The sequence below is a fragment of the Pseudooceanicola sp. NS-SX9 genome (assembly GCF_057380705.1).
On record NZ_CM170818.1, the window covers coordinates 3,090,377 to 3,116,261 of the forward strand.

At 67.2% G+C, this 25,885-nt stretch carries 30 protein-coding genes; 19 read left to right on the forward strand and 11 right to left on the reverse strand.

The features are described from left to right. Positions 1–19: 19 nt before the first annotated feature. From AC2ITM_RS14625 to AC2ITM_RS14640, 4 genes are all read left to right on the forward strand, one after another. Positions 20–952, forward strand: coding sequence for an AEC family transporter (locus AC2ITM_RS14625; protein WP_486467363.1), 933 nt, complete (start codon positions 20–22; stop codon positions 950–952). Positions 953–1,045: 93 nt separating this feature from the next. Continuing rightward, positions 1,046–2,953: a sulfotransferase gene (locus AC2ITM_RS14630; RefSeq protein WP_486467364.1), complete on the forward strand. Its 1,908-nt coding sequence runs from the start codon at positions 1,046–1,048 to the stop codon at positions 2,951–2,953. Positions 2,954–2,981: 28 nt separating this feature from the next. Next, positions 2,982–3,419 (forward strand): type II 3-dehydroquinate dehydratase, encoded by a 438-nt coding sequence (gene aroQ, locus AC2ITM_RS14635; protein WP_486467365.1) that lies wholly within the window; start codon positions 2,982–2,984, stop codon positions 3,417–3,419. 500 nt (positions 3,420–3,919) lie between these two features. Continuing rightward, positions 3,920–4,534 (forward strand): hypothetical protein, encoded by a 615-nt coding sequence (locus AC2ITM_RS14640; protein WP_486467366.1) that lies wholly within the window; start codon positions 3,920–3,922, stop codon positions 4,532–4,534. Between the two features lie 63 nt (positions 4,535–4,597). Here AC2ITM_RS14640 and AC2ITM_RS14645 read toward each other — a convergent pair whose 3' ends face one another. Continuing rightward, positions 4,598–4,849 carry an accessory factor UbiK family protein gene (locus AC2ITM_RS14645; RefSeq protein ID WP_486467367.1) on the reverse strand — a complete coding sequence of 84 codons (252 nt, stop codon included), beginning with the start codon at positions 4,847–4,849 and terminating at the stop codon, positions 4,598–4,600. A 135-nt stretch (positions 4,850–4,984) separates the two neighbouring features. On the opposite strand from AC2ITM_RS14645, the gene lgt reads away from it, so the two are divergent. The 4 genes from lgt (at position 4,985) to AC2ITM_RS14665 (ending at position 7,966) form a co-directional block, all read left to right on the forward strand. Then, on the forward strand, positions 4,985–5,878 hold the full coding sequence (lgt, locus tag AC2ITM_RS14650; RefSeq protein ID WP_486467368.1) for a prolipoprotein diacylglyceryl transferase: 894 nt from the start codon (positions 4,985–4,987) through the stop codon (positions 5,876–5,878). A gap of 47 nt (positions 5,879–5,925) precedes the next feature. Continuing rightward, positions 5,926–6,966 (forward strand): class I SAM-dependent methyltransferase, encoded by a 1,041-nt coding sequence (locus AC2ITM_RS14655; RefSeq protein ID WP_486469443.1) that lies wholly within the window; start codon positions 5,926–5,928, stop codon positions 6,964–6,966. Then, positions 6,956–7,711, forward strand: a complete 756-nt coding sequence (gene pgeF, locus AC2ITM_RS14660; protein WP_486467369.1) for a peptidoglycan editing factor PgeF — start codon at positions 6,956–6,958, stop codon at positions 7,709–7,711. Before AC2ITM_RS14655 ends, pgeF begins: the two co-directional genes overlap by 11 nt. A gap of 99 nt (positions 7,712–7,810) precedes the next feature. Next, entirely contained in the window at positions 7,811–7,966 is a 156-nt protein-coding gene (locus AC2ITM_RS14665; RefSeq protein WP_486467370.1) for a hypothetical protein, read from the forward strand. Here AC2ITM_RS14665 and AC2ITM_RS14670 read toward each other — a convergent pair. Next, positions 7,963–8,463: an Lrp/AsnC family transcriptional regulator gene (locus AC2ITM_RS14670; protein ID WP_486467371.1), complete on the reverse strand. Its 501-nt coding sequence runs from the start codon at positions 8,461–8,463 to the stop codon at positions 7,963–7,965. The two genes, AC2ITM_RS14665 and AC2ITM_RS14670, sit on opposite strands and share 4 nt — an antisense overlap. Positions 8,464–8,661: 198 nt before the next feature. Between AC2ITM_RS14670 and trxB the strand changes: the two genes are divergently transcribed. Continuing rightward, complete coding sequence (trxB, locus tag AC2ITM_RS14675; protein WP_486467372.1) at positions 8,662–9,639, forward strand: thioredoxin-disulfide reductase; 978 nt, start codon at positions 8,662–8,664, stop codon at positions 9,637–9,639. Positions 9,640–9,943: 304 nt separating this feature from the next. Then, complete coding sequence (locus AC2ITM_RS14680) at positions 9,944–11,659, forward strand: bifunctional sulfate adenylyltransferase/adenylylsulfate kinase (RefSeq protein WP_486467373.1); 1,716 nt, start codon at positions 9,944–9,946, stop codon at positions 11,657–11,659. A 284-nt stretch (positions 11,660–11,943) separates the two neighbouring features. Here the strand turns inward: AC2ITM_RS14680 and AC2ITM_RS14685 are convergent, their stop codons facing one another. Together AC2ITM_RS14685 and AC2ITM_RS14690 are read right to left on the reverse strand one after the other, a co-directional pair. After that, on the reverse strand, positions 11,944–12,168 hold the full coding sequence (locus AC2ITM_RS14685; protein ID WP_486467374.1) for a DUF1150 family protein: 225 nt from the start codon (positions 12,166–12,168) through the stop codon (positions 11,944–11,946). Positions 12,169–12,172: 4 nt separating this feature from the next. Continuing rightward, the gene (locus AC2ITM_RS14690; protein WP_486467375.1) at positions 12,173–12,586 is read right to left on the reverse strand and encodes an Hsp20 family protein; all 414 of its coding nucleotides are present in this window, start codon (positions 12,584–12,586) and stop codon (positions 12,173–12,175) included. Between the two features lie 161 nt (positions 12,587–12,747). Here AC2ITM_RS14690 and AC2ITM_RS14695 point away from each other — a divergent pair, with 161 nt between their 5' ends. From AC2ITM_RS14695 to AC2ITM_RS14705, 3 genes are all read left to right on the forward strand, one after another. Next, the gene (locus AC2ITM_RS14695; protein ID WP_486467376.1) at positions 12,748–12,972 is read left to right on the forward strand and encodes a YdcH family protein; all 225 of its coding nucleotides are present in this window, start codon (positions 12,748–12,750) and stop codon (positions 12,970–12,972) included. Positions 12,973–13,126: 154 nt separating this feature from the next. Continuing rightward, entirely contained in the window at positions 13,127–13,615 is a 489-nt protein-coding gene (purE, locus tag AC2ITM_RS14700; RefSeq protein ID WP_486467377.1) for a 5-(carboxyamino)imidazole ribonucleotide mutase, read from the forward strand. Then, positions 13,608–14,684, forward strand: coding sequence for a 5-(carboxyamino)imidazole ribonucleotide synthase (locus tag AC2ITM_RS14705; protein ID WP_486467378.1), 1,077 nt, complete (start codon positions 13,608–13,610; stop codon positions 14,682–14,684). The genes purE and AC2ITM_RS14705 overlap by 8 nt, the downstream gene beginning before the upstream one ends. A gap of 80 nt (positions 14,685–14,764) precedes the next feature. Here the strand turns inward: AC2ITM_RS14705 and AC2ITM_RS14710 are convergent, their stop codons facing one another. From AC2ITM_RS14710 to groES, 4 genes are all read right to left on the reverse strand, one after another. Then, complete coding sequence (locus AC2ITM_RS14710) at positions 14,765–15,895, reverse strand: alpha-D-ribose 1-methylphosphonate 5-triphosphate diphosphatase (RefSeq protein WP_486467379.1); 1,131 nt, start codon at positions 15,893–15,895, stop codon at positions 14,765–14,767. A gap of 87 nt (positions 15,896–15,982) precedes the next feature. After that, a complete protein-coding gene (locus tag AC2ITM_RS14715; protein WP_486467380.1) occupies positions 15,983–16,504 on the reverse strand; it encodes a GNAT family N-acetyltransferase in 522 nt (173 codons plus the stop codon). Positions 16,505–16,776: 272 nt separating this feature from the next. Further along, positions 16,777–18,414, reverse strand: a complete 1,638-nt coding sequence (groL, locus tag AC2ITM_RS14720) for a chaperonin GroEL (protein WP_486467381.1) — start codon at positions 18,412–18,414, stop codon at positions 16,777–16,779. Positions 18,415–18,477: 63 nt separating this feature from the next. Further along, a complete protein-coding gene (groES, locus tag AC2ITM_RS14725) occupies positions 18,478–18,765 on the reverse strand; it encodes a co-chaperone GroES (protein WP_486467382.1) in 288 nt (95 codons plus the stop codon). Positions 18,766–19,109: 344 nt separating this feature from the next. Here groES and AC2ITM_RS14730 point away from each other — a divergent pair, with 344 nt between their 5' ends. Beyond that, a complete protein-coding gene (locus AC2ITM_RS14730) occupies positions 19,110–19,466 on the forward strand; it encodes a nuclear transport factor 2 family protein (RefSeq protein ID WP_486467383.1) in 357 nt (118 codons plus the stop codon). Here AC2ITM_RS14730 and AC2ITM_RS14735 read toward each other — a convergent pair. Further along, complete coding sequence (locus AC2ITM_RS14735) at positions 19,445–20,074, reverse strand: DUF2161 family putative PD-(D/E)XK-type phosphodiesterase (protein ID WP_486467384.1); 630 nt, start codon at positions 20,072–20,074, stop codon at positions 19,445–19,447. The genes AC2ITM_RS14730 and AC2ITM_RS14735 overlap by 22 nt on opposite strands. Positions 20,075–20,248: 174 nt before the next feature. On the opposite strand from AC2ITM_RS14735, the gene AC2ITM_RS14740 reads away from it, so the two are divergent. Beyond that, on the forward strand, positions 20,249–21,169 hold the full coding sequence (locus tag AC2ITM_RS14740) for a manganese-dependent inorganic pyrophosphatase (protein ID WP_486467385.1): 921 nt from the start codon (positions 20,249–20,251) through the stop codon (positions 21,167–21,169). 70 nt (positions 21,170–21,239) lie between these two features. Here the strand turns inward: AC2ITM_RS14740 and AC2ITM_RS14745 are convergent, their stop codons facing one another. Further along, positions 21,240–22,427 carry an MFS transporter gene (locus AC2ITM_RS14745; protein WP_486467386.1) on the reverse strand — a complete coding sequence of 396 codons (1,188 nt, stop codon included), beginning with the start codon at positions 22,425–22,427 and terminating at the stop codon, positions 21,240–21,242. Positions 22,428–22,527: 100 nt separating this feature from the next. Here AC2ITM_RS14745 and AC2ITM_RS14750 point away from each other — a divergent pair, with 100 nt between their 5' ends. The 4 genes from AC2ITM_RS14750 (at position 22,528) to AC2ITM_RS14765 (ending at position 25,488) form a co-directional block, all read left to right on the forward strand. After that, entirely contained in the window at positions 22,528–23,124 is a 597-nt protein-coding gene (locus AC2ITM_RS14750; RefSeq protein WP_486467387.1) for a TetR/AcrR family transcriptional regulator, read from the forward strand. Positions 23,125–23,218: 94 nt separating this feature from the next. Then, on the forward strand, positions 23,219–24,091 hold the full coding sequence (locus tag AC2ITM_RS14755) for a TIGR01459 family HAD-type hydrolase (protein WP_486467388.1): 873 nt from the start codon (positions 23,219–23,221) through the stop codon (positions 24,089–24,091). Between the two features lie 102 nt (positions 24,092–24,193). After that, positions 24,194–24,637 carry a MaoC family dehydratase gene (locus AC2ITM_RS14760; protein ID WP_486469444.1) on the forward strand — a complete coding sequence of 148 codons (444 nt, stop codon included), beginning with the start codon at positions 24,194–24,196 and terminating at the stop codon, positions 24,635–24,637. Positions 24,638–24,678: 41 nt separating this feature from the next. Further along, positions 24,679–25,488, forward strand: coding sequence for a DUF817 domain-containing protein (locus AC2ITM_RS14765; protein ID WP_486467389.1), 810 nt, complete (start codon positions 24,679–24,681; stop codon positions 25,486–25,488). On the opposite strand, the gene AC2ITM_RS14770 is transcribed toward AC2ITM_RS14765, so the two are convergent. Continuing rightward, the gene (locus AC2ITM_RS14770) at positions 25,485–25,865 is read right to left on the reverse strand and encodes a hypothetical protein (RefSeq protein ID WP_486467390.1); all 381 of its coding nucleotides are present in this window, start codon (positions 25,863–25,865) and stop codon (positions 25,485–25,487) included. The genes AC2ITM_RS14765 and AC2ITM_RS14770 overlap by 4 nt on opposite strands. Positions 25,866–25,885: the final 20 nt, after the last annotated feature.

Here is a 25,885-nt window from a genome sequence, read left to right on the forward strand (position 1 = left end):
TCCCGCAAGGCCCCCGGGCATGAGTTCGCTGTTCAACATCATCCTGCCGGTCTTCCTGCTGATCGCGGCCGGCTACCTGTCGACGCGCTCGGGCTTCCTGAAGCTGTCGGCGGTCGAGGGCGCGCTGACCTTCGGGCAGAACGTGGCCTTTCCCTGCCTGCTGTTCCGCGCCGTCTCGACCTTCGATCTGGGCACGGAATTCCACCTGCCGCTGCTGGCCAGCTTCTACATCGCCGCCGCCACCTGCTTTGTGCTGGGGATCCTGGGCGCCCGCGCCCTGGGCCGCGCCCCCGAGGATGCGGTGGTCATCGGCTTTTGCTGCCTGTTCTCGAATTCGATGATGCTGGGCGTGCCGATCACAGAACGCGCCTTCGGCACCGATGCGCTGTCGGGCAACTTTGCCATCATCGCGATCCACGCGCCGATCTGCTACACGCTGGGCATCGTCACCATGGAGATCACGCGCGCCGGATCCTCGGGGCTGGACGTGGTGCCGCTGGTGCGCCGGATCCTGCGGCAGATCCTGACGAACCCGCTGGTTGTCGGGCTGATCCTGGGCTTTATCGTCAACCTGACGGGCCTGAGCGTGCCGAAGCCGCTGGGCGACACGCTGGACATGCTGGGCCGCGCGGCGCTGCCGACCGCCCTGTTCGCGGTGGGCGGCATCCTGATCCAGTACAAGCTGGAAGGCGACTGGCGCCTGATCGGCATGATCTGCATCCTGACGCTGGCAGTGCATCCGGGGCTGACCTGGATCATGGGCAAGGCCTTCGGCCTCGATCACGCGGGCTTCCGCTCGGCGGTGCTGACGGCGGCGACGGCGCCGGGGGTGAACACCTATGTCTTTGCCAACCTCTACGGGGTGGGCAAGCGGTCGGCCGCGTCCTCTCTGCTGATCGCGACCTCGGTCTGCCTGTTCACCATCTGGTTCTGGCTGTCGGTCATTCCCTGATCCCTGCACGCATTCTTTACGGGAACGGGGCCAGAAAAGGGTGTAAGCACCGGCAGGCCCCGCCCCCCCGCGCGCGGGCCCGGAAAGGCAGTGATGCGCACCAAGGCCCCCTCCCCTCCCGTCCTGCCCGACACGCTGGTCCGCGCCCGAGCGGCCTTTGACGGCGGCCAGGTCTCGGGGTGCTGGGCGCTGATCGCGCCGCTGCTGGATACCCCCCACCCGCCCGAGGTCACGCGCGCGCTGCACTACCTGCAGCTGGGCTGCGCCGTCTACCAGACCGGAGACCTCGATGCCGCGCGCGCCCTGAACCGCCGGTTGCCGGTGACGCAATGGACGACGATGCGCTACCGGCTGTCGCTGCGGCTGCGCGATCCGGCCATGGCGAAACGGCTGCGCCGGGCGCCGGACCTGGGGGACCGGGCGCGCGACGATTTCCGCACCTCGGCCGGGCTTTACGCGCTCTGGCATGGCAAGCCGGGGCTGGGGCTGCCGCTTTACGGCGCGCGCCACAACGCAGTGCATTTCCCCAAGGTCCTGCCCGAGGGGATCACCGCCCGGCCCCTGCGCGCCCCCGAGGACGACACCGACCTGATCGTGCTGGAACAGGGTCTGGGCGACGTGCTGTTCCACCTGGCCCATATCCGCGCCTGCGGCGGGCATGATCAGTCAACCTTCACTGGCCTGCCGAAATACGCCCCCCTGATCCGCCGCTATTTCCCGAAGGGGCGCTTTGTCGCCGCCGCCGATCTGCCGGGCCTGCCGCGCCCCGCCCATCTGGCGGGGGATTTCATCGCGCGCAACTTTGCCCGCACCGGCCATGTCGCCCCCGGGGTGCAGCTGGATGCGCCGACGCGGGCGGGCATCGACCATCCGGTGATCGGGATCTGCTGGCGTGGCGGCTCGGGGCAGAACCGGCGCGAGGAACGCCATATCCCGCTGGGGCACCTGCTGGACCTGCTGCCGCCCAACGTGCGCCTGCTGGCCCTGCAGTTCGACATCACCGAGGCCGAGCGCACCCGCCTGCGCGCCGATCCCCGCGCCGCCGTGCCGCTGGCCGACCTGACCCGCAACCCGGCCGAGGTCATCGACATGATCCGGCCGCTGTCGGGCGTGATCTCGGTCGACAGTGCGAACTGGCACATGGCGGGGTTTTCGGGCGTGCCACTGCTGGCGATCATGAATCCGACGGCGCATTGGTACTGGGGCCCCGGCGCCGATGCAGCCAGCGCCTTTCCCCAGGCCACAACGCTGCCCAAGGCGGATCTGTCGGCGCGTGCCATCGCGCAGTGGTGCGACCACGTGCAGGCGCTCTGGCAGGCGCGCGCCGTTGCGGCGCGCCCCAGGGGGGCGGGGCCGCTCTTCATCTGCGGGCTGCCGCGGTCGGGCACCTCGCTGGCGGCGCGGGTGATGGCGGCACAGGGGCTGTGGCTGGGCCAGACCATCCCCGGCAACCGCGACAACCCCGAAGGCTATGCCGAGAACCGCCGCATCCGCGACAGCCACCTGAAGCCCTTCCTGCAGGCGATCGGCGCCGATCCCCGGGGCGTCGATCCGCTGCCGCGCGCCGATACCCTGCCGCCCTTCCCGGGGCTGGCGCGAAGGCTGCTGTCGACGCTTGCCGAGGAAGGCCACGGCACCCAGGTCTGGGGCTACAAGGACCCCAAGCTGACGCTGCTGTGGCCGGCCTTTGCCCGCGCCTTCCCGACCGCACGCTGGCTGGTGCTGCGGCGCGAGCGGTCGCGGGTCAAGGCCTCGCTGGCGAGGGCCAGCTTTATGGCGATGCATTCCACCAGCCCCGAGCACTGGGATGCCTTCTGTGCCGCCTACGAGGCCCGCCTGGACGCGCTGGAAACCTCGGGGCTGCCGGTGACGGTGCTGCGCTCCGAGGCGCTGGCGGCGGGGGATTTCGGCCCCCTGCCCGCGCTTTGCGCCGATCTGGGGCTGGGCTTTGATGCCGGGGCGGCCCGCGCCGCACTGGCCAGGGCCGCCGATCCGGCCTAGAGATCGGGCAAGCCCGAGGAGACACGACATGGCCCATATCCAGATCATCAACGGACCCAACCTGAACCTGCTGGGCAAGCGCCAGCCCGAGATCTACGGCGCGGAAACCCTCGCCGATGTCGAGGCGCGCTGCACCGCGCTTGCCGCCGAGCTGGGGCTGGAAGTGGCCTTCTTCCAGTCGAACCACGAGGGCGAGATCATCGACTGCATCCACCGCGCGCGCGCGACCTCGGCGGGGATCGTGATCAACCCGGCCGCCTATACCCATACTTCGGTCGCGATCCTCGATGCGCTCAAGGCCTATGACGGCGCGGTGATCGAGGTCCATATCTCGAACGTGCACCAGCGCGAGAGCTTCCGGCACCATTCCTATGTCTCGCTGCGGGCGGACGGGGTGATCGCGGGGCTGGGCACCGAAGGCTACCTGCTGGCGCTGCGGCGGATGGCGACGCTGACCGCCGGCTGAGGGCGGACGCAGCGGAACCCGCGTGGTGAATTCCGCGGCACAGTTTTCAACTTTGCACGCCGGTGCGGGATGGCGGGGCGGCGGGCGTTGACAGTCCCCGTGCCGCGCTCCTTCCATTCCGCCATGACGGAAGGCCCTTTCGACGCCCGGCCGGGTCTGCATCCGCGGCAGCCCCGACGGACGCCTTCCGCCAGATCCCGCATCGGACGGCCTGCGCAGCCCGATGCCGGTCAGCGCGCTGCCCCGGCCGGACCGCCGCCACGTCCCCTTCCGTGGTGCATGGCCCTCCGGGACGGCGCGCTGCATCCGGGATCCCTAGCGGCCGGGTGTCCCGGCCCGGTCTTCGTCACATCCCCCGGGCCCCGCCCCCCGCGGCCATCGAGGCCGCGGCGGGCGGCGCGGCCTCGATGGCCGCGACGCCCGCTTGCCCGGGCATTCCCCTGCCCCTGCGGACACGCTAACGTGAAGCGCGCGCCGCCTGGCGCCCGAAGGAGGCTTTCATGTTCCGCACCCTTGTCCTGCTGACCGCAGGCCTGGCCCTGACCGCCTGCACCGTCGTGCAATCCAATGTCTCGGGGGTCTCTTCCATCCCCGAGGACTTCGCCCCCCGCACCGTCTTCATCACCCCCCTGCGCCCCGCCCTGGCCGAGGACCCCGACTGGCAGATCAACGGCACCAAGCTTGCCACCGCGCTGGCCGCGCGCGGCTTTGCCACCGTGCCGACCCGCGCCCAGGCCGGGCTGGAAGCAAAACTGGGCTATGCGATCGGCCCTGGCGACAAAGTGACCGAACGTGTGCAGGTGCCCGATTACGGCATCATCGGCTTCGACATGGCCCCCGGTCCCAATGGCCGGATGCAGCAGGTCCCGGTCCGCGGCATCGTCGGCTACACGATCGAATACCGCACCCACATCTACTACACCCGCGACGTGCTGCTGACGATGACCGAGACCGCGACCGGCCGGCAGGTGTTCTCGGGACATGCCACCAGCCGTGACGAATGCGGCACGCTGGGCCCGGTGATCGGGCCGATGATCGAATCGATCCTGAAGGACTTTCCGAAGGCCAAGAACGGCTCGGTGCTGCGCAGCGACAAGCAGATCTGTACCTGGTGATCCGGCCCCGGAAGGGCCTGAAACAGGGCGCGCGACCCGGGAAAGACGCGCGCCCGAAGGCCCTCAGGCCTTGGTCTTCTTGGCTTCCAGCGCGTCAAGCCGCGCCTTCAGGGCCGCGTTTTCCTCGCGCGCCTTCTGCGCCATCAGGCGCACGGCGTCGAACTCTTCGCGGGTGACGAAATCGCGCTCGGCCAGCCAGCGGTCGATCATCGAGCTGAAGGCGGTCTCGGCCTCGGTCTTGGCCCCCTGCGCCACACCCATGGCATTGGTCATGAGCTGCGACATGTCGTCGAAGAACTTGTTTCGCGTCTGCATCTGGTCGCCCCTCGCGCGGCTGTTACATCTGCCCCCTATATGGCCCGGAGTGCGCGGGGTCTCAACCCTGCGCCGGGCCGCCACAGCCCTTCGGGCCGCTTGACTTGACACCGAAGCCCACGCAGAACCCAATCCATGCACGCCGCCATCCAATTCCCCGATATCTCCCCCGAGATCGTCTCGATCCACCTCATGGGCCTGACCCTGTCGCTGCGCTGGTATGCCATGGCCTACCTGGTCGGCATCGTCATCGGCTGGCTGCTGGCGCGCGCCGCCATCGCCCGCACCCGCCTCTGGCCCGCAGGCACCGCGCCCCTCAGCCGCACCCAGCTGGACGACCTGGTCACCTGGCTGATCCTGGGCGTGATCCTGGGCGGGCGGCTGGGCTTCGTGCTGTTCTACGAACCGGCCTACTACCTGTCGCACCCGGCGCAGATCGTGCAGGTCTGGAACGGCGGCATGTCCTTCCACGGCGGGCTGATCGGCGTCACGCTGGCGATGCTGGTCTTCTGCCGCAAATACGGCCTGCCGATCCGGTCCACCATGGATATGCTGGCGCTGGCGACGCCCCCCGGCCTGATGCTGGGGCGCATCGCCAACTTCATCAACGGAGAGCTATGGGGCCGGCCCACCACGATGCCCTGGGGCGTCATCTTCCCATCCCCCGAGGCGCAGACCTGCGCCGGTGTCGTCGGCGCCTGCGCCCGCCACCCCTCGCAGCTTTACGAAGCGGGGCTGGAAGGGCTGATCCTGGGCAGCCTGCTGCTGGTGCTGGCCTTCGCCACCCGCACGCTGAAGCGCCCCGGCCTGCTGACCGGGATCTTCGTGATGGGCTACGGCATCGCGCGGTTCATCGTCGAATTCTTCCGCCTGGCGGATGCCCAGTTCATCACCCCCACCAACCCGCATGGCCACGTCCTGCAGTTCACCGCCGAATACGGGCTGACCATGGGCCAGCTGCTGTCGGTGCCGATGATCCTGCTGGGGCTGATCTTTGTTCTGGCCTTCGGCCGCAAGGCGCAGCCGTGACACCGCTGGCGCAGATCCTGGCGCAGCGCATCACCCTCGATGGGCCGATGACGCTGTCGGACTACATGACCGACTGCCTGCTGCACCCTGATCACGGCTATTACGCCACCCGCGACCCCCTGGGGGCCGCGGGCGATTTCACCACCGCCCCCGAGATCAGCCAGATGTTCGGCGAACTGCTGGGCCTGGCGCTGGCGCAAAGCTGGCTGGACCAGGGCGCCCCCACCCCCTTCGTGCTGGCGGAACTGGGCCCCGGGCGCGGCACGCTGATGGCCGACGTGCTGCGCGCCACCCGCGCCGTGCCGGGCTTTCACGCCGCCCTGCGCCTGCACCTGGTCGAGGCCTCGCCCACCCTGCGCAAGGCCCAGGCCGAGCGGCTGGCCGACCATGCGCCGCAATGGCACGACCGCATCGACAGCCTGCCAGAGGGCCCGCTGTTCCTGCTGGCGAACGAATTCTTCGATGCCCTGCCGATCCGCCAGTTCCAGCGCGACGGCGAGGGCTGGCGCGAACGCCGCGTGGGCCTTGAGGGCGACCGCCTGACCCCCGGCCTGACCGGCATCGCCCCCGAACCCGCGCTGATGCTGCGCCGCCTCGACACGCAGGACGGCGATATCGTCGAACTCTGCCCTGCCGCCCAGACCATCGCCGCCGAGATCGGCCTGCGCATCGCGCGATTCGGCGGCACCGCGCTGATCGTCGATTACGGCGACTGGCGCTCGAAGGGGGATACCTTCCAGGCGCTGCGTGCCCATGCGCCGGTCGACCCCTTTGCCGACCCCGGCCTTGCGGATCTGACCGCCCATGTCGATTTCGAACAGCTGGCCCGCGCCGCCGCCCCCGCCCGCCATGCCACGCTGACCCCGCAGGGCCCGTTCCTGGAGCGTCTGGGCATCACCGAACGCGCCCGCGCCCTTGCCCCCCGCCTTGGCGGAGCCGCGCTCGACAGTCACATCGCCGCACATCGCCGCTTGACCCACCCCGATGAAATGGGGACGCTCTTCAAGGTACTCGCGCTCTTCCCCGAGGGGCAGATGCCGCCTCCCGGCCTTGAAGCCGCCCCCCCGCTGGACCTCCATGACGCTTGAAATCCTGACATCCCCGGTACTTCGCCCTGCCCGCCACGGCTTCTTCACCCGCAAGGGAGGGGCCTCTTCGGGGATCTTCTCAGGCCTGAACTGCGGCGCCGCTTCCACTGACCAGGCCGAGATCGTGTCGATCAACCGGGCCCGCGTGGCGCAGGCGATGGATGTGCCGCCGGGCACGCTGGCGCAGGTGAAACAGGTGCATTCGGCCCGCGCCGTCACCACCACCGGCCCCTTCACCGAGGCCCCCGAAGCCGACGGCATGGCCACCGCCACCCCCGGCGTGGCGTTGGCGATCCTGACCGCCGACTGCCAGCCGGTGCTGTTCCAGGACCCGGTGGCGCAGGTCGTGGGCGCGGCCCATGCGGGCTGGCGCGGCGCGCTGGACGGCGTGCTTGAGGCGACGATCGAGGCGATGGAATCGCTGGGCGCCAGCCGGGACAACATCACCGCCGCCATCGGCCCGACGATCAGCCAGCAGGCCTACGAGGTCGGTCCCGAGTTCCTGGATGCCTTCCTGGACGAAGACCCCGACAACAGCCGCTTCTTCGCCGGCGGCGCGGGCGACCGGATGCAGTTCGACCTGCCGTCCTACGGGCTGCACAGGCTGCGCAGCGCCGGCATCGCCCAGGCCGAATGGATCGGCCGCTGCACCTATTCGGACCCGGCCCGCTTCTTTTCGTACCGCCGCACCACCCACGAGGGCGAGGCGGATTATGGCCGGCTGATCTCGGTCATCCGACTGTAACGCATTTGCCTTGAATGCCGTGCAGATTTTGCCCCCCGCGCAAGCGGGTGGTAACCCCACGCGCCCATGCTGATCCGTGGTGAGTGGAAAGGCAGTATCATGAGCAAGGAAGAAACCCGGCTGCAGCGGCAGATCGCGGCGGCCGAGGCTGCGGCGGAACATGTTCCCTATCGCCGTGGCCCGGCGCGCGAGGCGCTGAAGGCCCGACTGCGGGACGAAGAGGCACCGCCCCCCGCCCCGCGCAAAAGCGCCTAGGCCTCGCGGGTCAGGCGCTCTTCCAGGATCTCGAAGGGGACGCCGGGTTCATCCTTGGCGCCCCGGATCACCAGCGACGTCTTCACGCTGGCGACGTTCTCGGCCGAGGTCAGCTGACCGGTCAGGAAACGCTGGAAGGTCGACAGGTCGGGGGCCACGCATTTCAGGATGAAATCGACCTCGCCGTTCAGCATGTGGCATTCGCGGACCAGCGGCCAGGACCGGCACTTGTCCTCGAAGGCCACCAGGTCGACCTCGGCCTGGCTGACCAGCCCGACCGAGGCAAAGACCTGCACCTCGAATCCCAGTTCCCGCGCATCGACATCGGCATGGTAGCCGCGGATAAAGCCCGCCTCTTCCAGGGTGCGCACCCGGCGCAGGCACGGCGGGGCCGAGATCCCCACGCGCTTGGCAAGTTCGACATTGGTCATCCGGCCATCTGCCTGTAGCTCGGACAGGATCTTGCGGTCGATGGGATCTAGGCGGTTACCGGGCATTCCTGCTCTCTCCATTATTGCGTTTCTTATAGCAGGGCCAATTCCCGGCGCAATAATGTTTCAACAATGCGCAACATTACATCGGGATGAACGGCGGTTTGCCGCACATTCTTGTCATCTTCCGCCTCGTCTTGCACGGCTGCGGCGCCCGGCCTAAGTAGGCCTTTCACAAAGCGCACCATCCGAGGGAGGGCTGACATGGCCGAGACTCGCACCACCAAGGTTCTGATCATCGGCTCCGGCCCTGCGGGTTACACCGCCGGCGTCTACGCCAGCCGGGCCATGCTGCAGCCGATCCTGGTCCAGGGGATCGAACCCGGTGGCCAGCTGACCACCACCACCGAGGTCGAGAACTGGCCCGGCGTCGCGGAAATCCAGGGCCCCGAGCTGATGGTGAACATGGAAGCCCATGCCAAGGCCATGGGCTGCGAGATCATCGGCGACATCATCACCGATCTGGACCTGTCGAAGCGTCCCTTCGTGGCGAAGGGTGACTCGGGCACCGAATACGTGGCCGATGCGGTGATCCTGGCCACCGGCGCCCGCGCCCGCTGGCTGGGCCTTGACAGCGAAGAGGCCTTCAAGGGCTTCGGCGTCTCGGCCTGCGCCACCTGCGACGGCTTCTTCTATCGCGGCCAGGAGATCGTGGTGATCGGCGGCGGCAACACCGCCGTGGAAGAGGCGCTGTTCCTGACCAATTTTGCCTCGAAGGTCACGCTGGTGCACCGCCGCGACGAACTGCGCGCCGAGAAGATCCTGCAGGACCGTCTGGCGAAGAACCCCAAGATCGAGACCCTCTGGTTCCACGAACTGGTCGAGGTCCTGGGCGAGGACACCCCCAAGGGCGTCACCGGCATCAAGGTCCGCGACGTGCGCGACGGCGCCGAAACGGTGATCCCGACCAAGGGCGTCTTCGTGGCGATCGGCCATGCGCCCGCGTCCGAACTGGTCAAGGACCAGCTGGAGCTGCACCACGGCGGCTACGTCAAGGTCAAGCCCGGCTCGACCGAGACCTCGGTCGAGGGGGTCTTTGCCGCGGGCGACCTGACCGACCACAAGTACCGCCAGGCTGTGACCTCGGCGGGGATGGGCTGCATGGCGGCGCTGGACGCGGAACGGTTCCTGGCCGCGAATGGCCTGGCCGAGGGCGCAACCGCCCAGCCCGTCACCGCCTGACACCCACCCGACAGGGTGATCCCGGGGCCCCTTCCGCAAGGAACGGGGCCCTTTTTACGCCCGGACCGCGCCGCCGCACCGAACCCCGGTCCCGCCGGATCCCCGTGCCCCGAAACGTGTGCCCGGCTTTGGCCCCTGCCCCGGAACATGTGTCCCTGCGGCACCCCGCTGCGGGCAAAACCTGCCTGATCTGCACGCTTTCGTCGCAGGCTATTGCGTCCCCCCGACCTCGGAGGCTAGGTCCGGGGCATTCGTTTCATCCGCTTCAAGACCCTCCTGCGAAGGTCCCGGCAAAGGTAGGAAAATGTCCTCTTACGACCTGTCCCCCATTCCAGAACTTTACGTTTCCCACGAGTCTGCGCAGAAGCTGAAGGTCGAGGCCGCCGACCTTGTCAGCTGGGACCTGACGCCGCGCCAGATCTGCGACCTGGAACTGCTGATGAACGGCGGCTTCAACCCGCTGAAGGGCTTCCTGACCGAGGCCGACTACAACGGCGTGGTCGCCGACATGCGCCTGGCCGATGGCGCGCTGTGGCCGATGCCGATCACCCTCGACGTGTCCGAAGCCTTCGCCGAGAAGCTGACCGCGGGCCAGGACATCGCGCTGCGCGACCAGGAAGGCGTGATCCTCGCCACCATGACCGTCACCGACAACTGGGTGCCCAACAAGGCCCTGGAAGCGGAAAAGGTCTTCGGCGCCGATGACCAGGCCCACCCGGCGGTGCATTACCTGCACAACGTCGCGGGCAAGGTCTATCTGGGCGGCCCGGTCACCGGCATCCAGCAGCCCGTGCACTATGACTTCCGCGCCCGCCGCGACACGCCCAACGAACTGCGCGCCTATTTCCGCAAGATGGGCTGGCGCAAGGTCGTGGCCTTCCAGACCCGCAACCCGCTGCACCGCGCGCACCAGGAACTGACCTTCCGCGCCGCCCGCGAAGCCGAGGCCAACCTGCTGATCCACCCCGTCGTCGGCATGACCAAGCCCGGTGACGTCGACCACTTCACCCGCGTGCGCTGCTACGAGGCGGTGCTGGGCAAGTACCCGGCCTCGACCACGGCAATGTCGCTGCTGCCGCTCGCCATGCGCATGGCCGGCCCCCGTGAAGCGGTCTGGCACGGCCTGATCCGCAAGAACCACGGCGTCACCCACTTCATCGTCGGCCGCGACCACGCCGGCCCGGGCAAGAACTCGGCCGGCGAAGACTTCTACGGCCCCTACGACGCCCAGGACCTGTTCCGCGCCCACGAGGACGAGATGGGCATCAAGATGGTCGACTTCAAACACATGGTCTACGTCCAGGAGCGCGCCCAGTACGAGCCCAACGACGAGATCGCCGACAAGGACAAGGTCACCATCCTGAACATCTCGGGCACGGAACTGCGCCGCCGCCTGCAGGAAGGCCTGGAGATCCCCGAGTGGTTCTCGTTCCCCGAAGTCGTGGCCGAGCTGCGCAAGACCAAGCCGCCGCGCGGCAAGCAGGGCTTCACGGTGTTCTTCACCGGCTTCTCGGGCTCGGGCAAGTCGACGATCGCCAACGCCCTCATGGTCAAGCTGATGGAGATGGGCGGCCGCCCGGTGACGCTGCTGGACGGCGACATCGTGCGCAAGAACCTGTCTTCGGAGCTGGGCTTCTCGAAAGAGCACCGTGACCTGAACATCCAGCGCATCGGCTACGTGGCCTCCGAGATCACCAAGAACGGCGGCATCGCGATCTGCGCGCCTATCGCGCCCTATGCCGCCACCCGCCGCATCGTGCGCGACAACATCGAGCAATACGGCGCCTTCGTCGAAGTGCACGTCGCCACGACGATCGAGGAATGCGAAAAGCGCGACCGCAAGGGTCTCTACAAGCTGGCCCGCGAAGGCAAGATCAAGGAGTTCACCGGCATCTCGGACCCCTATGACGTGCCCGCTAACCCCGAGCTGCGCATCGAGACCGAGGGCACCGACGTGGACAACTGCGCCCACCAGGTGATCCTCAAGCTGGAATCGATGGGCCTGATCGCCGCCCACTGAGGCCGCGCCCCCCGAAGACACGCCCAAAGACGCCCCGACCGCAAGGTCGGGGCGTTTTCCGTTCCCGCCCCGCCCAACAGTCCCGCCCGGCCCCCGCCGCCCGACAGTCCGTATTTATGGAAAGATGAAACCAGACCGCCCGCCCGCGACCCGCGTTGCCATGCATATTTGGGGAAAGATGAAACAGGGCGCGCGCCGGATCCGCCCCGCCCCCTGTTCATTTTCTTGTCTCAAATACCTCGGGGGAGGCCCCGAAGGGGACGGGGGCAGAGCCCCCACCACCCTTAGTGCACCGTCACAGGCGCAAGATCATTTTCCAGAGCCAGTGCGAAGGCCATGCTGCGCTCGCGTACCAGCGCCAGGCGCTCGCCTTCGGGATTGTGCAGCGCAAAGAGGGTCTTGACCCCGGGCACCTGCGCGCGCACCTCGTCGGGTAGGTCTTCGGTACGGACGGGGCGCACGTAGACAGTGCGGTCATCCGCGAACTTGAAGTCGAATTTCTGATCCATGATTTCAGCCTTTCCTGATCGAGATGCGCTGAACGATCCGCTCGGGCTCCGAGCGGGTCAGGTCGACATGCAGGAGCCCGTTTTCCATCACCGCCTCGCCGACCTCGACGCCCTCGGCCAGCACGAAACTGCGTTGGAACTGGCGGGCAGCGATGCCACGATGCAGAAAGACCCGGTCCTCTTCCTCATCGCCCTGGCGGCCGCGGATCACCAGCTGGCGGTCCTCGAGGGTGATTGCAAGGTCATCCTCAGCGAACCCCGCCACGGCGAGCGTGATCCGGTAGGAAAAAGCCGAGGTCTGCTCGATGTTGAAGGGCGGATAACCCTCGTTGCCGGACTTCGCACTGCGTTCCAGCAGGCGTTCCAGTTGCTCGAACCCGAGAAGATAGGGGTGGGACCCCAGGGTCAGCTTGCTCATCCGATCGCGTCCTTTGTCTAAGCGACGTATCAAACAGGTCCCCGGCACCGGCGAACCTGCTGATTTCAATATGGGTAGCGCAGGCTGCGGCTGCAAGAGCTTTGCGATCCGGCGCATCCTGGCCTATTCTGAGGGCCCGACAACCAATGATCGAATCAGCCATGAACGCCTTCAATGATCTGTCCATGAAAACCGACGAGGTCCTGAAGGTGGAGCTTGAGGTGTTCCGGCACGAGCACCGTGACCTGGACGAGGCGATCGAGGCGCTGCATGAGCAGGGCCGGGCCGATGCGCTGACCATCCAGCGGCTGAAGAAGAGGAAGCTGCTGCTGAAGGACAAGATCCGGATGATCGAGGATCGCCTGACCCCCGACATCATCGCCTGAGGCGATGCGGGGGGCTCTGCCCCCGTCAGCCTGCGGCTGCCTCCCCCGAGGTATTTGCAACAAGAAAATGGGAAAGTGCGCGGCGCCGGAACGGCAATTGCCCCGGCGCGCGAAATCTCTATAAGCCAAGGCTCCGATAAGCAGGAGGCAAGGCATGAGCGAGGTCAAGGTCGGGATCATCATGGGCAGCCAGTCGGACTGGCCCACCATGAAGGAAGCCGCAACCATTCTCGACGAGCTGGGCGTGCCCTACGAGACGCGGATCGTCTCGGCGCACCGCACCCCGGACCGGCTGTGGGACTACGGCAAGACCGCCGTGGCGCGCGGCCTGCACGTGATCATCGCGGGCGCGGGCGGCGCGGCGCACCTGCCGGGCATGATGGCCTCGAAGACGCGGGTGCCGGTGATCGGCGTGCCGGTGCAGACGCGGGCGCTGTCGGGCGTCGATAGCCTCTATTCCATCCTGCAGATGCCGAAGGGTTTCCCGGTCGCAACTATGGCGATCGGCTCTGCCGGGGCGGCGAATGCCGGCCTGATGGCCGCAGGCATCCTTGCCGTGTCCGATACGGCACTGGCCGGACGGCTGGACGCCTGGCGCGCAGCCCTGTCGGCCTCCATCCCCGAGGTACCCTCCGATGACTGACGCACTGCCCCTGGGCTCGACCATCGGCATCCTGGGCGGCGGCCAGCTGGGCCGGATGCTTTCGGTCGCGGCCTCGCGGCTGGGGTTCCGCACCCATGTCTTCGAGCCGGGCGCCAACCCGCCCGCCGCCGACGTGGCCCATGCCGTCACCACCGCCTCCTATGACGATACCGAGGCGCTGAAGGCCTTTGCCGCCTCGGTCGACGTGATCACCTACGAGTTCGAGAACATCCCGACCTCGGCCCTCGACGTGATCGAGGCCCTGGCCCCCATCCGCCCGAACCGCGAAGTGCTGCGGATCTCGCAGGACCGCCTGACCGAGAAGGATTTCCTGACTGGACTGGGCCTGACCACCGCGCCCTATGCCGACATCCCCGACCTTGCCGCGCTGGAACAGGCGCTGGCCGATCTGGGTGCCCCGGCGATCCTCAAGACCCGCCGCTTCGGCTATGATGGCAAGGGCCAGGTGCGCATCACCGACGCCGCCCAGGCCGCCCAGGCCTTGGCTGAGATGAAGGGCGCCCCTGCGATCCTCGAAGGCTTCGTCGATTTCACGATGGAGATCTCGGTCATCGCCGCCCGCGGCCTCGACGGCTCGGTCGCCTGCTTCGATCCGGGCCGCAACGTCCACCGCGAAGGCATCCTGCGCGAAACCACCGTGCCCGCCGGCATTCCGTCCCGCCTGCGCACCGATGCAATCCTGCTGGCCGGCCGGATCCTCAACGCCCTCGACTACGTCGGCGTCATGGGCGTCGAGCTTTTCGTCACCCCCCAGGGCCTTCTGGTGAACGAGGTCGCCCCCCGCGTCCACAACTCCGGCCACTGGACCCAGAACGGCTGCGCCACCGACCAGTTCGAACAGCACATCCGCGCCGTCACCGGCTGGCCGCTGGGCGATGGCTCGCGCCATTCCGACGTGGTGATGCAGAACCTGATCGGCGACGACATGGACCAGGTCCCCTCCCTCGCCGCCCGCCCGGGCACCGCGCTTCACCTCTATGGCAAGGCCGAAAGCCGCCCGGGCCGCAAGATGGGCCATGCGAACCACATCAAGCCACAGCAGGCCTGATCCATTTTCTTGTCCGAAATACCTCGGGGGTGAATTGAGCCCGGAAACGGGCTCAAGAGGGGGCAGCGCCCCCTCCCCCATCACCCGAAGAAGCGCCCGGCCATCCCCGGCGCCAGATAGGCCAGCGCGCCGCCCGCCACAGTTGCCGCCACCCGCCCCGTCGCCGGGTCCAGCAGCACCAGATCGGCCCGCAGCCCGGCCTCGATACGGCCACGATCCGTCAGCCCCAGCAGCCGCGCCGGCCCGTCCGAGACCAGCCCCCAGGCGGCCTCGATCCCCAGGGCCTCCGCCAGCTTCAGCGCCGCCTGGCGCGGCGCCGGATAGTGGTAGTCCGACGCCAGCGCCGCGCACAGCCCCTGCCCGATCAGCGCCCCGGCCGACACCTTGCCCGCATGGGACCCGCCCCGCACCACGTTGGGCGCCCCCATGATCACCGGCTCGCCCGCTGAAACCGCCGCCTGCGCCGCCTCGACCGTCTCCGGGAATTCCGAGATCCGGGCGCCGAGCCCGCGCCAGTATGCCCGCCGTTCGGCGCTGTCATCGTCATGGCTGCCGAACCGCACGCCGGACAGGCGCGCCACCAGCGCCGTCACCGCTGGCGCCACCGCATCCCCCGCCGCATGCAGATCGCGCATCAAGGCCCAATGCGCCTCGGGCGAGCGGCCGCTCTTCAGCGCCTGGCCGGTCAGGCGGGGCGGCTTGCGCCCCTCGTCCAGGTGGCGGTGCGGCAGGTGGTCGTTGAAGACCAGATAGCCCACGCCATAGCGCGTCACCACCTCGGCCACGGTGTCGAAATCCGACACCAGATGGCTTTCCAGCCGCAGCTGCACCCGCAGATCCACCGCCTGCAGCGGCGCCACGGCCGCATGGGCCGCCAGCATGGCGCGGGCGAAATCGGGGCCGCGCATACCGCCCTCCCAGGACCAGAACTGCGCCAGCATGGCGGTGGTGATGCCGTTGGCGGCCAGCTCGGCCGCCAGCATCACCAGGCCATCCTCCATGTCCAGCATGGCGCCACGGCGCGGGGCCAGGTGGCGCTCGAACCCATCGCCATGGGGATCGACGATCCCCGGCAGCAGCCACAGCCCCGAGGCATCGACGGCCCGCCCGCAGGCCGCATCGCTCAGCCGTCCTTCGGCGATACCGACGGGATCAAGGGAAAACCCGCCCGGACGCAGCACCTGCGCCCCGGTGAAATGAAAGGGGATCATGCCGCACCCCGCAGGGCCGCGGCCGCTCTGGAGAAGAAGAACCGTGTCATGCCCCCCGCTAGCATGGCCGGGCGGAGGGCGGAAGCGTCAGCGCGTCGGCGCCATGTCCAGAGCATCGAAGGCCGGTGCATAGACCAGCCGTTCCTTGGCAAAGGCCGTCCCCGGCCCGATCGGGTACAGCAGCGTCTGCTGGCTGTCATAAGGCGTCGAAAGGTTCTGCGCCGCCTTGTAGGTAAAGCCGAAGCGCTGGTAATAGCGCCCGTCGCCCAGCACCGTGACCGCCGCCGCCCGCGCCCGGCGGGCATAATCCAGCCCGTAGCGGATCAGGTCGGCGCCGATACCGCTGCCATGGTACGACGGCACGACCGCCAGCGACGACAGGGCGAACCAGTCCTCGGGGGACATGTGGCGCGAAAAGCCGATATAACCCACGGCCTCGCCCGTTTCGGACAGCGCCAGCAGTTCGACCGCCATGTCGCCATCGTCGCGCAGGGTGCTGACCAGCCGCGCCTCGGCCGGTGTCTCGTAGCCCTGGGTCAGGACGTTGCCGACGCGGATATCGTCCCCAGGTTCGAACAACCGCATGGTGATCTTAACTTTTTTCGCCATACCAAAAATCCCGGCTGAAATACCCCGTACCGCGAAGGACGTACCCCGCTGAACCCAAGTTTACCGGGAAGTCTGGCAACCGCAGCCCAATCACGACAGAGCGAGGCAATATTTCGCACTTCTGCGCCAGCTGTGATGAATTTGCAGCCGTTTTCCCGGCACACCACCGCCGATCCCGCCCCTTCGCCCCGGAACCGATTGCATTCAAACGAAAAAGGGAGGCCGAAGCCTCCCTTTCCCACCGGACCAAGGCCCGGATGCAAGTGCGTGACTTACATCATGCCGCCCATGCCGCCCATGTCGGGCATGCCACCGGCGGGCGCGTCTTTCACGGGCTTGTCGGCCACCATCGCTTCGGTGGTGATCAGCAGGCCGGCGATGGAAGCAGCGTCTTCCAGCGCGGTGCGGGTCACTTTCGCGGGGTCGATCACGCCGAACTCGAACATGTTGCCATATTCTTCGGTCTGCGCGTTGAAGCCAAAGTTCAGGTCATCGGATTCGCGGACCTTGCCGGCAACCACGGCACCGTCAACGCCTGCGTTCTCGGCGATCTGGCGCAGCGGCGCTTCGATCGCGCGGCGCACGATGGCGATACCGGCGTTCTGATCCGAGTTGAAGCCTTCCAGACCTTCGAGGCCCTTGCCTGCCTGCACCAGGGCCACACCGCCGCCAACGACGATGCCTTCCTGCACGGCTGCGCGGGTCGCGTTCAGGGCGTCATCGACGCGGTCCTTGCGCTCTTTCACTTCGACTTCGGTCGAGCCGCCGACCTTGATCACGGCAACACCGCCAGCCAGTTTGGCCACGCGCTCTTGCAGTTTCTCACGGTCGTAGTCCGAGGAGGTTTCCTCGATCTGGGTGCGGATCTGCGAAACGCGGGCTTCGATCTCTGCCTTGTCGCCAGCGCCGTCGACGATGGTGGTCTCGTCCTTGGAGATGGTGACGGTCTTGGCCGAGCCGAGCATGTCCATGGTGACATTCTCGAGCTTCATGCCCAGATCTTCCGAGATCACCTGGCCGCCGGTCAGGATCGCGATGTCCTGCAGCATGGCCTTGCGGCGATCGCCGAAGCCCGGTGCCTTGACGGCTGCGATCTTCAGACCGCCGCGCAGCTTGTTGACCACCAGGGTCGCCAGGGCTTCGCCCTCGACGTCTTCAGCGATGATCAGCAGCGGCTTTTGCGACTGGATGACCTGCTCCAGCAGGGGAACCAGCGGCTGCAGCGACGACAGTTTCTTTTCGTGCAGCAGGATGATCGCGTCGTCGAGCTCGGCAACCATCTTGTCGGCGTTGGTCACGAAGTAGGGCGACAGGTAGCCGCGGTCGAACTGCATGCCTTCGACGACATCGACTTCGGTTTCCATGCCCTTGGCTTCTTCGACGGTGATGACGCCGTCGTTGCCGACTTTCTGCATGGCTTCGGCGATCATGGTGCCGATGGCGGTTTCGCCGTTGGCCGAGATCGTGCCGACCTGGGCAACTTCACCCGAGTCGTTGACCGGACGTGCAGCAGCCTTGATGGCTTCGACGACTTTGGCGGTTGCCAGGTCGATGCCGCGCTTCAGATCCATCGGGTTCATGCCGGCGGCAACGGCCTTCAGGCCGTCCTTGACGATGGCTTGCGCCAGCACGGTTGCGGTGGTGGTACCGTCACCGGCTTCGTCGTTGGTGCGGGAAGCGACTTCCTTCACCATCTGCGCGCCCATGTTCTCGAACTTGTCTTCCAGTTCGATTTCCTTGGCAACCGACACACCGTCCTTGGTGATGCGCGGTGCGCCGAAGGACTTGTCGAGGACCACGTTGCGGCCTTTCGGGCCCAGGGTCACCTTGACGGCGTCGGCAAGGATGTTGACGCCCTTGAGCATCTTGTTGCGAGCGTCGGTGTTGAACTTGACGTCCTTAGCAGCCATGTCTCTCTCCTGAATTTCTTGTGCGGGGGTCAGCGGTCAGGGTCATTTCCGATCCGTAAAGGATCAGGAGATGACGCCCATGATGTCGCTTTCCTTCATGATCAGCAGCTCTTTGCCGTCCAGCGTGATCTCGGTGCCGGACCACTTGCCGAACAGGATGCGGTCGCCAGCCTTGACGTCCATGGCAACGCGGTTGCCAGCATCATCCTTGGCGCCTTCGCCAACGGCAATGACCTTGCCCTCGGCGGGCTTCTCTTTCGCGCTGTCGGGGATGATCAGACCGCCGGCGGTCTTTGCTTCGCTTTCGACGCGCTCGACGAGCACACGGTCATGCAGCGGTTTGAATGCCATCTCTGAGGCTCCTTGGCTCAAAGTTTTCTCCCTTGGGCCCGCCCCTGGCGGGCATTAGCACTCGGTACTACTGAGTGCTAACGACACCGGAGATAGGCAAGCGATCCGGGCCTGTCAACGATCCTGCCCATAAAAAAATCCGCACCCCCTGCCGGTGCCGGGGCAACGGGCAGACCCTGCGGCATGACATATGGGAAGCCGGGGCGGATCCTGCCGCAAACCGGCGGCTTTTTGCCCCTTTTGCCGGCAAGCCGGGGAATCATCCGCCCCCGAGGGAACCGCTGGGCCCCTGTCTGCGTCTTGCCACGAGGCCCCGCGAAGGCCCCGATCAGGGAGAGAGACACATGCACCCCGATACCGTCACCCGCCTGTGGCGCGACGAACAGGCCCTGTGGACGGCCGACGCGTCCAGCTTTTTTGCCTGCCGCCTGGCGCCCAGCTGCCTGATGGCGCTGCCCGGCGCCGGCATCCTGCGCGGCCCCGAGATCCTGCGCAGCCTGACCGTGGTGCCGCGCTGGCAGGCCGTGCAGATGACCCGCTGCAAACTGTCGGAACATCACGGCGCGGTGGTGCTGGCCTACCGGGCGCGGGCCCGCGATCCCGAAGGCGCCGATTATGACTGCCAGTGCACATCCTGCTGGGTGCCGCGCGAAGGCGACTGGCAGATGATCCAGCACCATCAAAGCCCGCTGGCGGCCTGACCCTGCAGCGCGGTCCGCCCGGCGGGGCGCAGGGCGTAGACCCCCTTTTCCACCCGTTCGAACCAGCCGTAATGGTCGTCGCGCATGATCTGGGTGGCGCGCGGCACGGCGGTGGCACGGGCGACCTCGGCGCCCTTGCAGGCGCCCGCCTGCGCCAGATGGGCCGCGCAGCGCAGCGCATCCTGCCGGTAGGCGGTGACGATGCCCGCCCGGCTGCCCCCGGTGTTGGGATCCCCCGTCCGTTTCGCGAATTCCCGCAGCAGCCGTCCCTGACGCGCCTTCACCTTGCGCGGCGCATAGGGGCCGGGATCGCACTGCGCCTCGACACAGCCGTCGCGCAGCCGCACCGTCAGCAACCCCAGACCCAGCCGCCGGCACAGCGCCACATGGCGCGCCAGCGCCTTGCGCCCCTTCACCTGCGGGATCGCCAGATAGACGAAATCCGTCACCCCCAGCCGGTCCAGCCCCTGCTGGATCAGCTGCAGGCTCATCGCGGTCTTCATCTCGACGATCAGCGGATCGGGGTCATCGCCGCGCATCGCCATCACGTCGGCGCCCGCGACCTCGGCCTTGACGGTGTAGCCCTGCCCTTCCAGATAGGCCTTCACCGGCGCGTAAAGCTGCGTTTCCTTCAGCGCTCTGCCCCTTTTCTGCCGCCCGCAAGGGCGGCTGTTGCTGCTCCGACGCGAATTGGCGCAGCCCGCTGCAGGACCGGGTGACTTCGCTTTCGGCGCCTCCTATAAGGGCCGCGGATTCCATTTTTGCAACGACGGAAGCATCTCATGACGATCAAGGTCTTCGGCCACAAGTCCCCCGACACCGATTCCACCGGCTCCCCGATCATCTGGGCCTGGTACCTGTCCGAGGTCGAGGGCAAGGCCGCCGCGCCCAAGCTGCTGGGCGAACCCAACACCGAAGCGGCTTTCGTGCTGACGAAATGGGGCTTCGACAAGCCCGAGATCATTTCCGAAGTCACCGCTGACGACACCGTGGTCATCGTCGACACCAACAACCCCGCGGAACTGCCCGCCGCGATCAACGACGCCAATGTCGTGCAGATCATCGACCACCACAAGCTGGTCGGCGGCCTGGAAACCAAGGGCCCGATCGACATCACGATCAAGCCGCTCGCCTGCACCGCGACCATCATGTACGACCTGATGGGCGATGCCGCGGCGAAGATGCCCGACAACATCAAGGGCGCGATGCTGTCGTGCATCCTGTCCGACACGCTGGAATTCCGCTCGCCCACCACGACCGAGGTCGACAAGGCGCTGGCCGAGAAACTGGCGGCCGAGCTGAACATCGACATCGCGGCCTATGCCTCGGAAATGTTCGAAGCGAAATCCGATGTCTCGGCCTTCTCGGATGCGGAACTGATCCGCATGGATTCGAAGGAATACGCCGTCGGCGGTACCAAGTTCCGCGTCTCGGTTCTGGAAACCACCGCGCCGAAGATCGTACTGGACCGCAAGGCGTCGCTGATGGAAAGCTTCAAGACCGTCGCCGCCGAGGATGGCGTGGACGAGGTCCTGCTGTTCGTCGTCGACATCCTGAACGAAGAAGCCACCATGTTCATCCCCAACGACCTGGTGAAGGGCGTGGCGGAAAAGAGCTTTGGCGCGACCGTTTCGGGCGACACCGTGGTCCTGCCGGGCATCATGTCCCGCAAGAAGCAGATCATCCCCAGCCTGGCCGTCTGAGGGTTCAGACCCCGGGAACGGAAAGGGGCGCCCCGCGGGGCGCCCCTTTTGCATGCGGCCAGACCCGCGTTCAGACCCGCACCGGCAAGGCCGCGCGGTCGCGGAACAGCAGCACCGACAGGCCCGCGCAGACCAGCGCTGCCACCCCGAAGATCGAGAAGGCCGTGGTGAAGCCATGCGTCCCGATGATCGGCTGAGAGATCAGCGGCGACAGGAACTGGCCGAGGAAGATCGAGGTCCCGATCAGCCCCGAGCACAGGCTGCGCCGTTTGGCCGGTGCCACATCCATGACCGAGGCCATCACCGTCGGCACGATCAGCCCCGGGCCGGTGCCCAGCAGCAGGCCCGCGATGGTGGCGAAGACCATGTTCGAGGACTGGCCCATCAGCTCGAATCCCACGCACATCAGCACGAAACCGCAGGCCATGACCCCGGCCCGGCCGAGGCCCGCGCGCAGTTTCGGATAGATGAAGGTGACGGATCCCGAGGCGAAGAAGGCCGCCACCAGCACGATAGAGGCCGCCATCGGCTCTGGGTGGCCGATTTCGGCCATGTAGAAGGCGATCTGGGTGGGCACGATGTAATAGCCGACAAAGACCATCAGCCCCAGGAACAGCGCCACGCCCAGCATCAGGACCCAGCCCGGCTGGCCGCCCCCACCCGCCCGGGCATGGGCCGTTGCAGGCTCGTGCGGCGCGGGTTCGCTCAGCGAGACCGCCATGACAGGCAGGTAGATCAGGCCGACGAAATAGAGCGCAAAGGGCAGGAAGGCGGAATGGCCTGCCAGATCACCGGCGATGCCGATGAAGACCACGCCACCGTAGCTCATGAAGGCCATCTGCAGGGCCATGAACCGGCCGCGCACCGGCCCGTGGAAATATTCCGCCGCCAGTGCCGACAGCGGCGCCATGACCAGCGCCACGGCCAGCCCCAGCAGCAGCCGCGACACCAGCAGCAGCGGCAGCGTCGGCAGCCACAGCCCACCTGTGCCGGCGATGGCAAACAGCGCCGCACCGGCCATGATCATCCGCTTGCGGCCAAAGCTGTCGGCGAAATGCCCGGCGATGGGCGCACAGATCGCCACCAGCAGCGAGGGCGCCGTGACCAGCAGCCGGGTCAGCAGACCGGCATTCGGCGTATCCTGGAAATGTTGGGCGATCCCGGTCAGGCCGGGGCTGATGATCGCGTTGGACATGATCGTGAGCGTCGCCGCCAGCAGCAGCGCAATCGCCCGACGATCCTTGAGGAGAGACCCCATGAGCGTTGGACCTTGAGATTCGGGAGGGAGGAGAACTTACAACTTTCAATTTCCGTAACTTGTAAGTAGCCTCCTCGCAAGTTCGTGAGGGGGAATTTCCATGCCGCGCACCGGCCTGAAGGCGGAAGAGATGAAGTCTAAGGCGGTGGCCATCGCCAGCGCCCGCATTCAGACCTTTGGCTATGGCAAGCTGCGCGTCACCGATGTGGCGGCGGAACTGGGCGTCAGCCATGCCGCGCTTTACGCGCATTTCCGCGACAAGGCGGCGCTGCTGGATGCGGTGGTGGATGTCTGGCTGGCCCGCGCCCGCGACCGCCTGCGCGAGATCGCCGCCGGCCCCGGCACCGCCGAGGACCGCCTGCAGACCTTCATGATGGAACGGCTGCGCATCAAGCGGCAGGCGGCGCGCCGCGACCCCGAGCTGTACGAGGCCTATTGCCGGGTCTCGGACCGGCTGCGCGACGTGGTGACGGGCCATATCGACCAGCTGCAGGACCAGATCGCCGAACTGCTGGCCGCGGCGATCCCCGACCTGCCCGATCCTGCCCGCGCCGCGCGTCTGGTGCAGACTGCGATGGTGGGCTTCAACCACCCGCATCTGGTGCGCGAATATCTGGAAATCAGCGATGCCGAGGTCGAGGACCGCCTGCGCGGCACCCTGGCCGCGATGCTGGCGGGGCTGCGGCAGGGGATCTGACGCCCCCGTCCAAGCCGCCTCTGGCACCCCGGGCGCATCTGCGCCATACCTGCGCCCAAGCCCACAAGCACAACAGCCTGGACCCAGAGCCTTCATGACCCGGATCATCTCTTCTCTCGCCGACATCTCCGACGATTACGACGCGCTGTTCGTCGACCTGTGGGGCTGCGTGCACAACGGCGTCACCGCCTATCCCGCCGCCGTCGCCGCGCTGGAAGCCTACCGCGCCAAGGGCGGCACGGTGGTTCTGGTGACCAACTCTCCGCGCACCCGCAAGGCGGTGACGAAACAGCTGGTGGGCTTCGGCGCGCCGGAATCGTGCTATGACACCATCGCCACCTCGGGCGATGCGGCGCGCACCGCCATGTTCGAAGGCGTCGTCGGCCAGAAGGTCTGGTTCATCGGCAGCCCCGAGGAAACGGTCTTCTTCGAACCGCCCGCGATCCTCGAGGATCCGATGCAGATCGACCACGTGGATCTGCAGGACGCCGAGGGCATCGTCTGCACCGGCCCCTTCGACCCGATGGAAGACCCCGAGGTCTACCGTGGCCAGTTCCTGCTGGCGAAAACCAAGGGGCTGAAGCTGCTGTGCGCCAATCCCGACATCGTGGTGGACCGCGGCGATCACCGCGAATGGTGCGCCGGGGCGCTGGCGAAACTGTATACCGAGATGGGCGGCGAGAGCCTCTATTTCGGCAAGCCGCATCCGCCGATCTACGATCTGGCGCGGCGCCGTCTGGCGAAGCTGGGCAAGGACGTGCCCGCGGACCGGATCCTGGCCATCGGCGACGGCATCCACACCGACATCCTGGGCGCCATGGGTGAAGGCATCGACAGCCTGTTCATCACCGGCGGTCTGGCCGAGAAGGAAACCCGGACCACCGACCAGCCCGAGCCCGAGGCCCTGGCCGCCTACCTTGAACACGCGCAGATGGAGCCGACCTTCTCGATCGGCTACCTGCGTTAAGACCTAAGCACGATTGCACTGCCGCATCGGATGGGTAACAAAATTACCCATCCGGCCACCCCCGCGTCGGAAAATGACCCTGTGAATTTCCCGAAAGGAGGGATCATGGATAACTTCCCGCGCGGCACGATCTGCATCGAGGACATCGAGATGGGCATGACCCGCCACCTGCGCAAAGAGGTGACGGATGACGACATTTCCATGTTCGCCCAGGTCTCGACCGACCGCAATCCGGTGCATCTGGACGACGATTACGCCCGCGACACGATCTTTGGCGGGCGCATCGCCCACGGGATGCTGACGGCGGGGCTGATCTCGGCGGTGATCGGGGAACAGCTGCCGGGGCATGGCTCGGTCTACCTGGGGCAATCGCTGAAGTTCCTCGCGCCCGTGCGCCCCGGCGACGTGGTGCGCGCCGAGGTCGAGGTGGTGGGCATCGAGGTCGACCGCCGCCGGGTCAAGCTCGATTGCCGCTGCGAGGTGAACGGCAAGCGCGTGCTGGCCGGAGAGGCGCTGGTCATGGCCCCCTCGCGCAAGTTCGACTAGCGCCGCTGGACAGCCCCGCCGCCAGCCGCCATGAAGACGGCATGACCCTTGCCGATCCCCGCCCCGCCCGCCTGTCGCTGATCCCCGCCCTGCTCGGCTTTCTGGGCCGGCAGCTTTGGGCGGGGCTGTTCGCGGTGATCATCCTGGGCTCGATCATCGGGACCAAGCTGATCTGGCAGCCGGGCTGGCCGGTGGACCGGTATGATGCGCTTTTTGCCATCGCAATCGGCACCCAGGTGCTGTTGCTGGCCTTCCGGCTGGAAACCTGGGACGAGGCCAAGGTGATCCTGCTGTTCCACATCACCGGTACGGTGATGGAATGGTTCAAGGTCAACCACGGCTCCTGGGGCTACCCGGAGGCGGGGATCTTCAAGCTGTTCCATGTGCCGCTGTTCACAGGCTTCATGTATGCCTCGGTCGGCAGCTACATCGCGCGTTCGATCCGGGTGTTCGACGCGGTTTTCGCCCCCTACCCGCCCTACTGGGTCAGCGTGCTGCTGGCGGTGGCGATCTACGTCAACTTCTTCGCGCACCACTTCCTGCCCGATATCCGCATCTGGCTGTTCATCGCGACGGTGGTGATCTTTGCCCGCACGCGGTTGTGGTGGCGGGTGGGGGCGCGGCGCGTCTGGATGCCCTTCCCGCTGGCCGCCCTGGGCATCGCGCTGGCGCTGTGGGTGGCGGAAAACATCGGCACCCTGACCGGCACCTGGGCCTATGCGGGACAGGCCCGCTGGCAGCTGGTCTCGACCTCGAAGATCGGGGCCTGGTATCTGCTGTTCTTCGTCAGCTTCGCCACCGTCACGCTGGTGATGCGCGACACGCTGCGCCGGACGCCCTGGCGCCCCTAGCGGTGCAGCCAGCCGGCCGCCCAGGCGACGGCGAACAGGATCAGCGCCAGGATCGCCAGGTTGATCGCCACCCCCTGCAGCATGTCCACCGCCAGACGCCCCCGCCGTGCCTTCGGATCATATCCCTTCACCCCACGCGCCAGCCGCCGGAAATTGCGCCTGAACGCCTTGGGGTCGATCTGCCGGGCCAGTTTCGGATGCCCCACCATCTGGCCCGCGCGCAAGATCTCCTCGGCGGCGAGGCGCGCGGAATGCGGCATGTGGCGCGCCGCCTGCCGCAGCAGGCTGTCGAAATCGCCATCACGGCGACGCATCCGGCGGCGCAGGGCCTTCTCGACCCGGGCCGCCTCGCGGTGGAATGTCTCGGCATCGACCATGGGGGCCTCCTGCTGCTGCG

Excerpts from the sequence above, each read along its gene's own strand:
- AC2ITM_RS14645 (WP_486467367.1), bottom strand. The coding sequence starts at position 4,849 with ATGCAGACGCGAAACAAGTTCTTCGACGACATGTCGCAGCTCATGACC.
- AC2ITM_RS14770 (WP_486467390.1), bottom strand. The coding sequence starts at position 25,865 with ATGGTCGATGCCGAGACATTCCACCGCGAGGCGGCCCGGGTCGAGAAG.
- groES (WP_486467382.1), bottom strand. The coding sequence starts at position 18,765 with ATGGCATTCAAACCGCTGCATGACCGTGTGCTCGTCGAGCGCGTCGAA.
- AC2ITM_RS14705 (WP_486467378.1), top strand. The coding sequence starts at position 13,608 with ATGACTGACGCACTGCCCCTGGGCTCGACCATCGGCATCCTGGGCGGC.
- AC2ITM_RS14740 (WP_486467385.1), top strand. The coding sequence starts at position 20,249 with ATGACGATCAAGGTCTTCGGCCACAAGTCCCCCGACACCGATTCCACC.
- AC2ITM_RS14745 (WP_486467386.1), bottom strand. The coding sequence starts at position 22,427 with ATGGGGTCTCTCCTCAAGGATCGTCGGGCGATTGCGCTGCTGCTGGCG.
- groL (WP_486467381.1), bottom strand. The coding sequence starts at position 18,414 with ATGGCTGCTAAGGACGTCAAGTTCAACACCGACGCTCGCAACAAGATG.
- AC2ITM_RS14765 (WP_486467389.1), top strand. The coding sequence starts at position 24,679 with ATGACCCTTGCCGATCCCCGCCCCGCCCGCCTGTCGCTGATCCCCGCC.
- lgt (WP_486467368.1), top strand. The coding sequence starts at position 4,985 with ATGCACGCCGCCATCCAATTCCCCGATATCTCCCCCGAGATCGTCTCG.
- AC2ITM_RS14750 (WP_486467387.1), top strand. The coding sequence starts at position 22,528 with ATGCCGCGCACCGGCCTGAAGGCGGAAGAGATGAAGTCTAAGGCGGTG.
- AC2ITM_RS14690 (WP_486467375.1), bottom strand. The coding sequence starts at position 12,586 with ATGAGCAAGCTGACCCTGGGGTCCCACCCCTATCTTCTCGGGTTCGAG.
- AC2ITM_RS14640 (WP_486467366.1), top strand. The coding sequence starts at position 3,920 with ATGTTCCGCACCCTTGTCCTGCTGACCGCAGGCCTGGCCCTGACCGCC.
- AC2ITM_RS14670 (WP_486467371.1), bottom strand. The coding sequence starts at position 8,463 with ATGCCCGGTAACCGCCTAGATCCCATCGACCGCAAGATCCTGTCCGAG.
- trxB (WP_486467372.1), top strand. The coding sequence starts at position 8,662 with ATGGCCGAGACTCGCACCACCAAGGTTCTGATCATCGGCTCCGGCCCT.
- AC2ITM_RS14680 (WP_486467373.1), top strand. The coding sequence starts at position 9,944 with ATGTCCTCTTACGACCTGTCCCCCATTCCAGAACTTTACGTTTCCCAC.
- pgeF (WP_486467369.1), top strand. The coding sequence starts at position 6,956 with ATGACGCTTGAAATCCTGACATCCCCGGTACTTCGCCCTGCCCGCCAC.
- purE (WP_486467377.1), top strand. The coding sequence starts at position 13,127 with ATGAGCGAGGTCAAGGTCGGGATCATCATGGGCAGCCAGTCGGACTGG.
- AC2ITM_RS14730 (WP_486467383.1), top strand. The coding sequence starts at position 19,110 with ATGCACCCCGATACCGTCACCCGCCTGTGGCGCGACGAACAGGCCCTG.
- AC2ITM_RS14625 (WP_486467363.1), top strand. The coding sequence starts at position 20 with ATGAGTTCGCTGTTCAACATCATCCTGCCGGTCTTCCTGCTGATCGCG.
- AC2ITM_RS14710 (WP_486467379.1), bottom strand. The coding sequence starts at position 15,895 with ATGATCCCCTTTCATTTCACCGGGGCGCAGGTGCTGCGTCCGGGCGGG.
- AC2ITM_RS14755 (WP_486467388.1), top strand. The coding sequence starts at position 23,219 with ATGACCCGGATCATCTCTTCTCTCGCCGACATCTCCGACGATTACGAC.
- AC2ITM_RS14695 (WP_486467376.1), top strand. The coding sequence starts at position 12,748 with ATGAACGCCTTCAATGATCTGTCCATGAAAACCGACGAGGTCCTGAAG.
- AC2ITM_RS14685 (WP_486467374.1), bottom strand. The coding sequence starts at position 12,168 with ATGGATCAGAAATTCGACTTCAAGTTCGCGGATGACCGCACTGTCTAC.
- AC2ITM_RS14630 (WP_486467364.1), top strand. The coding sequence starts at position 1,046 with ATGCGCACCAAGGCCCCCTCCCCTCCCGTCCTGCCCGACACGCTGGTC.
- aroQ (WP_486467365.1), top strand. The coding sequence starts at position 2,982 with ATGGCCCATATCCAGATCATCAACGGACCCAACCTGAACCTGCTGGGC.
- AC2ITM_RS14665 (WP_486467370.1), top strand. The coding sequence starts at position 7,811 with ATGAGCAAGGAAGAAACCCGGCTGCAGCGGCAGATCGCGGCGGCCGAG.
- AC2ITM_RS14655 (WP_486469443.1), top strand. The coding sequence starts at position 5,926 with ATGACGCTGTCGGACTACATGACCGACTGCCTGCTGCACCCTGATCAC.
- AC2ITM_RS14715 (WP_486467380.1), bottom strand. The coding sequence starts at position 16,504 with ATGGCGAAAAAAGTTAAGATCACCATGCGGTTGTTCGAACCTGGGGAC.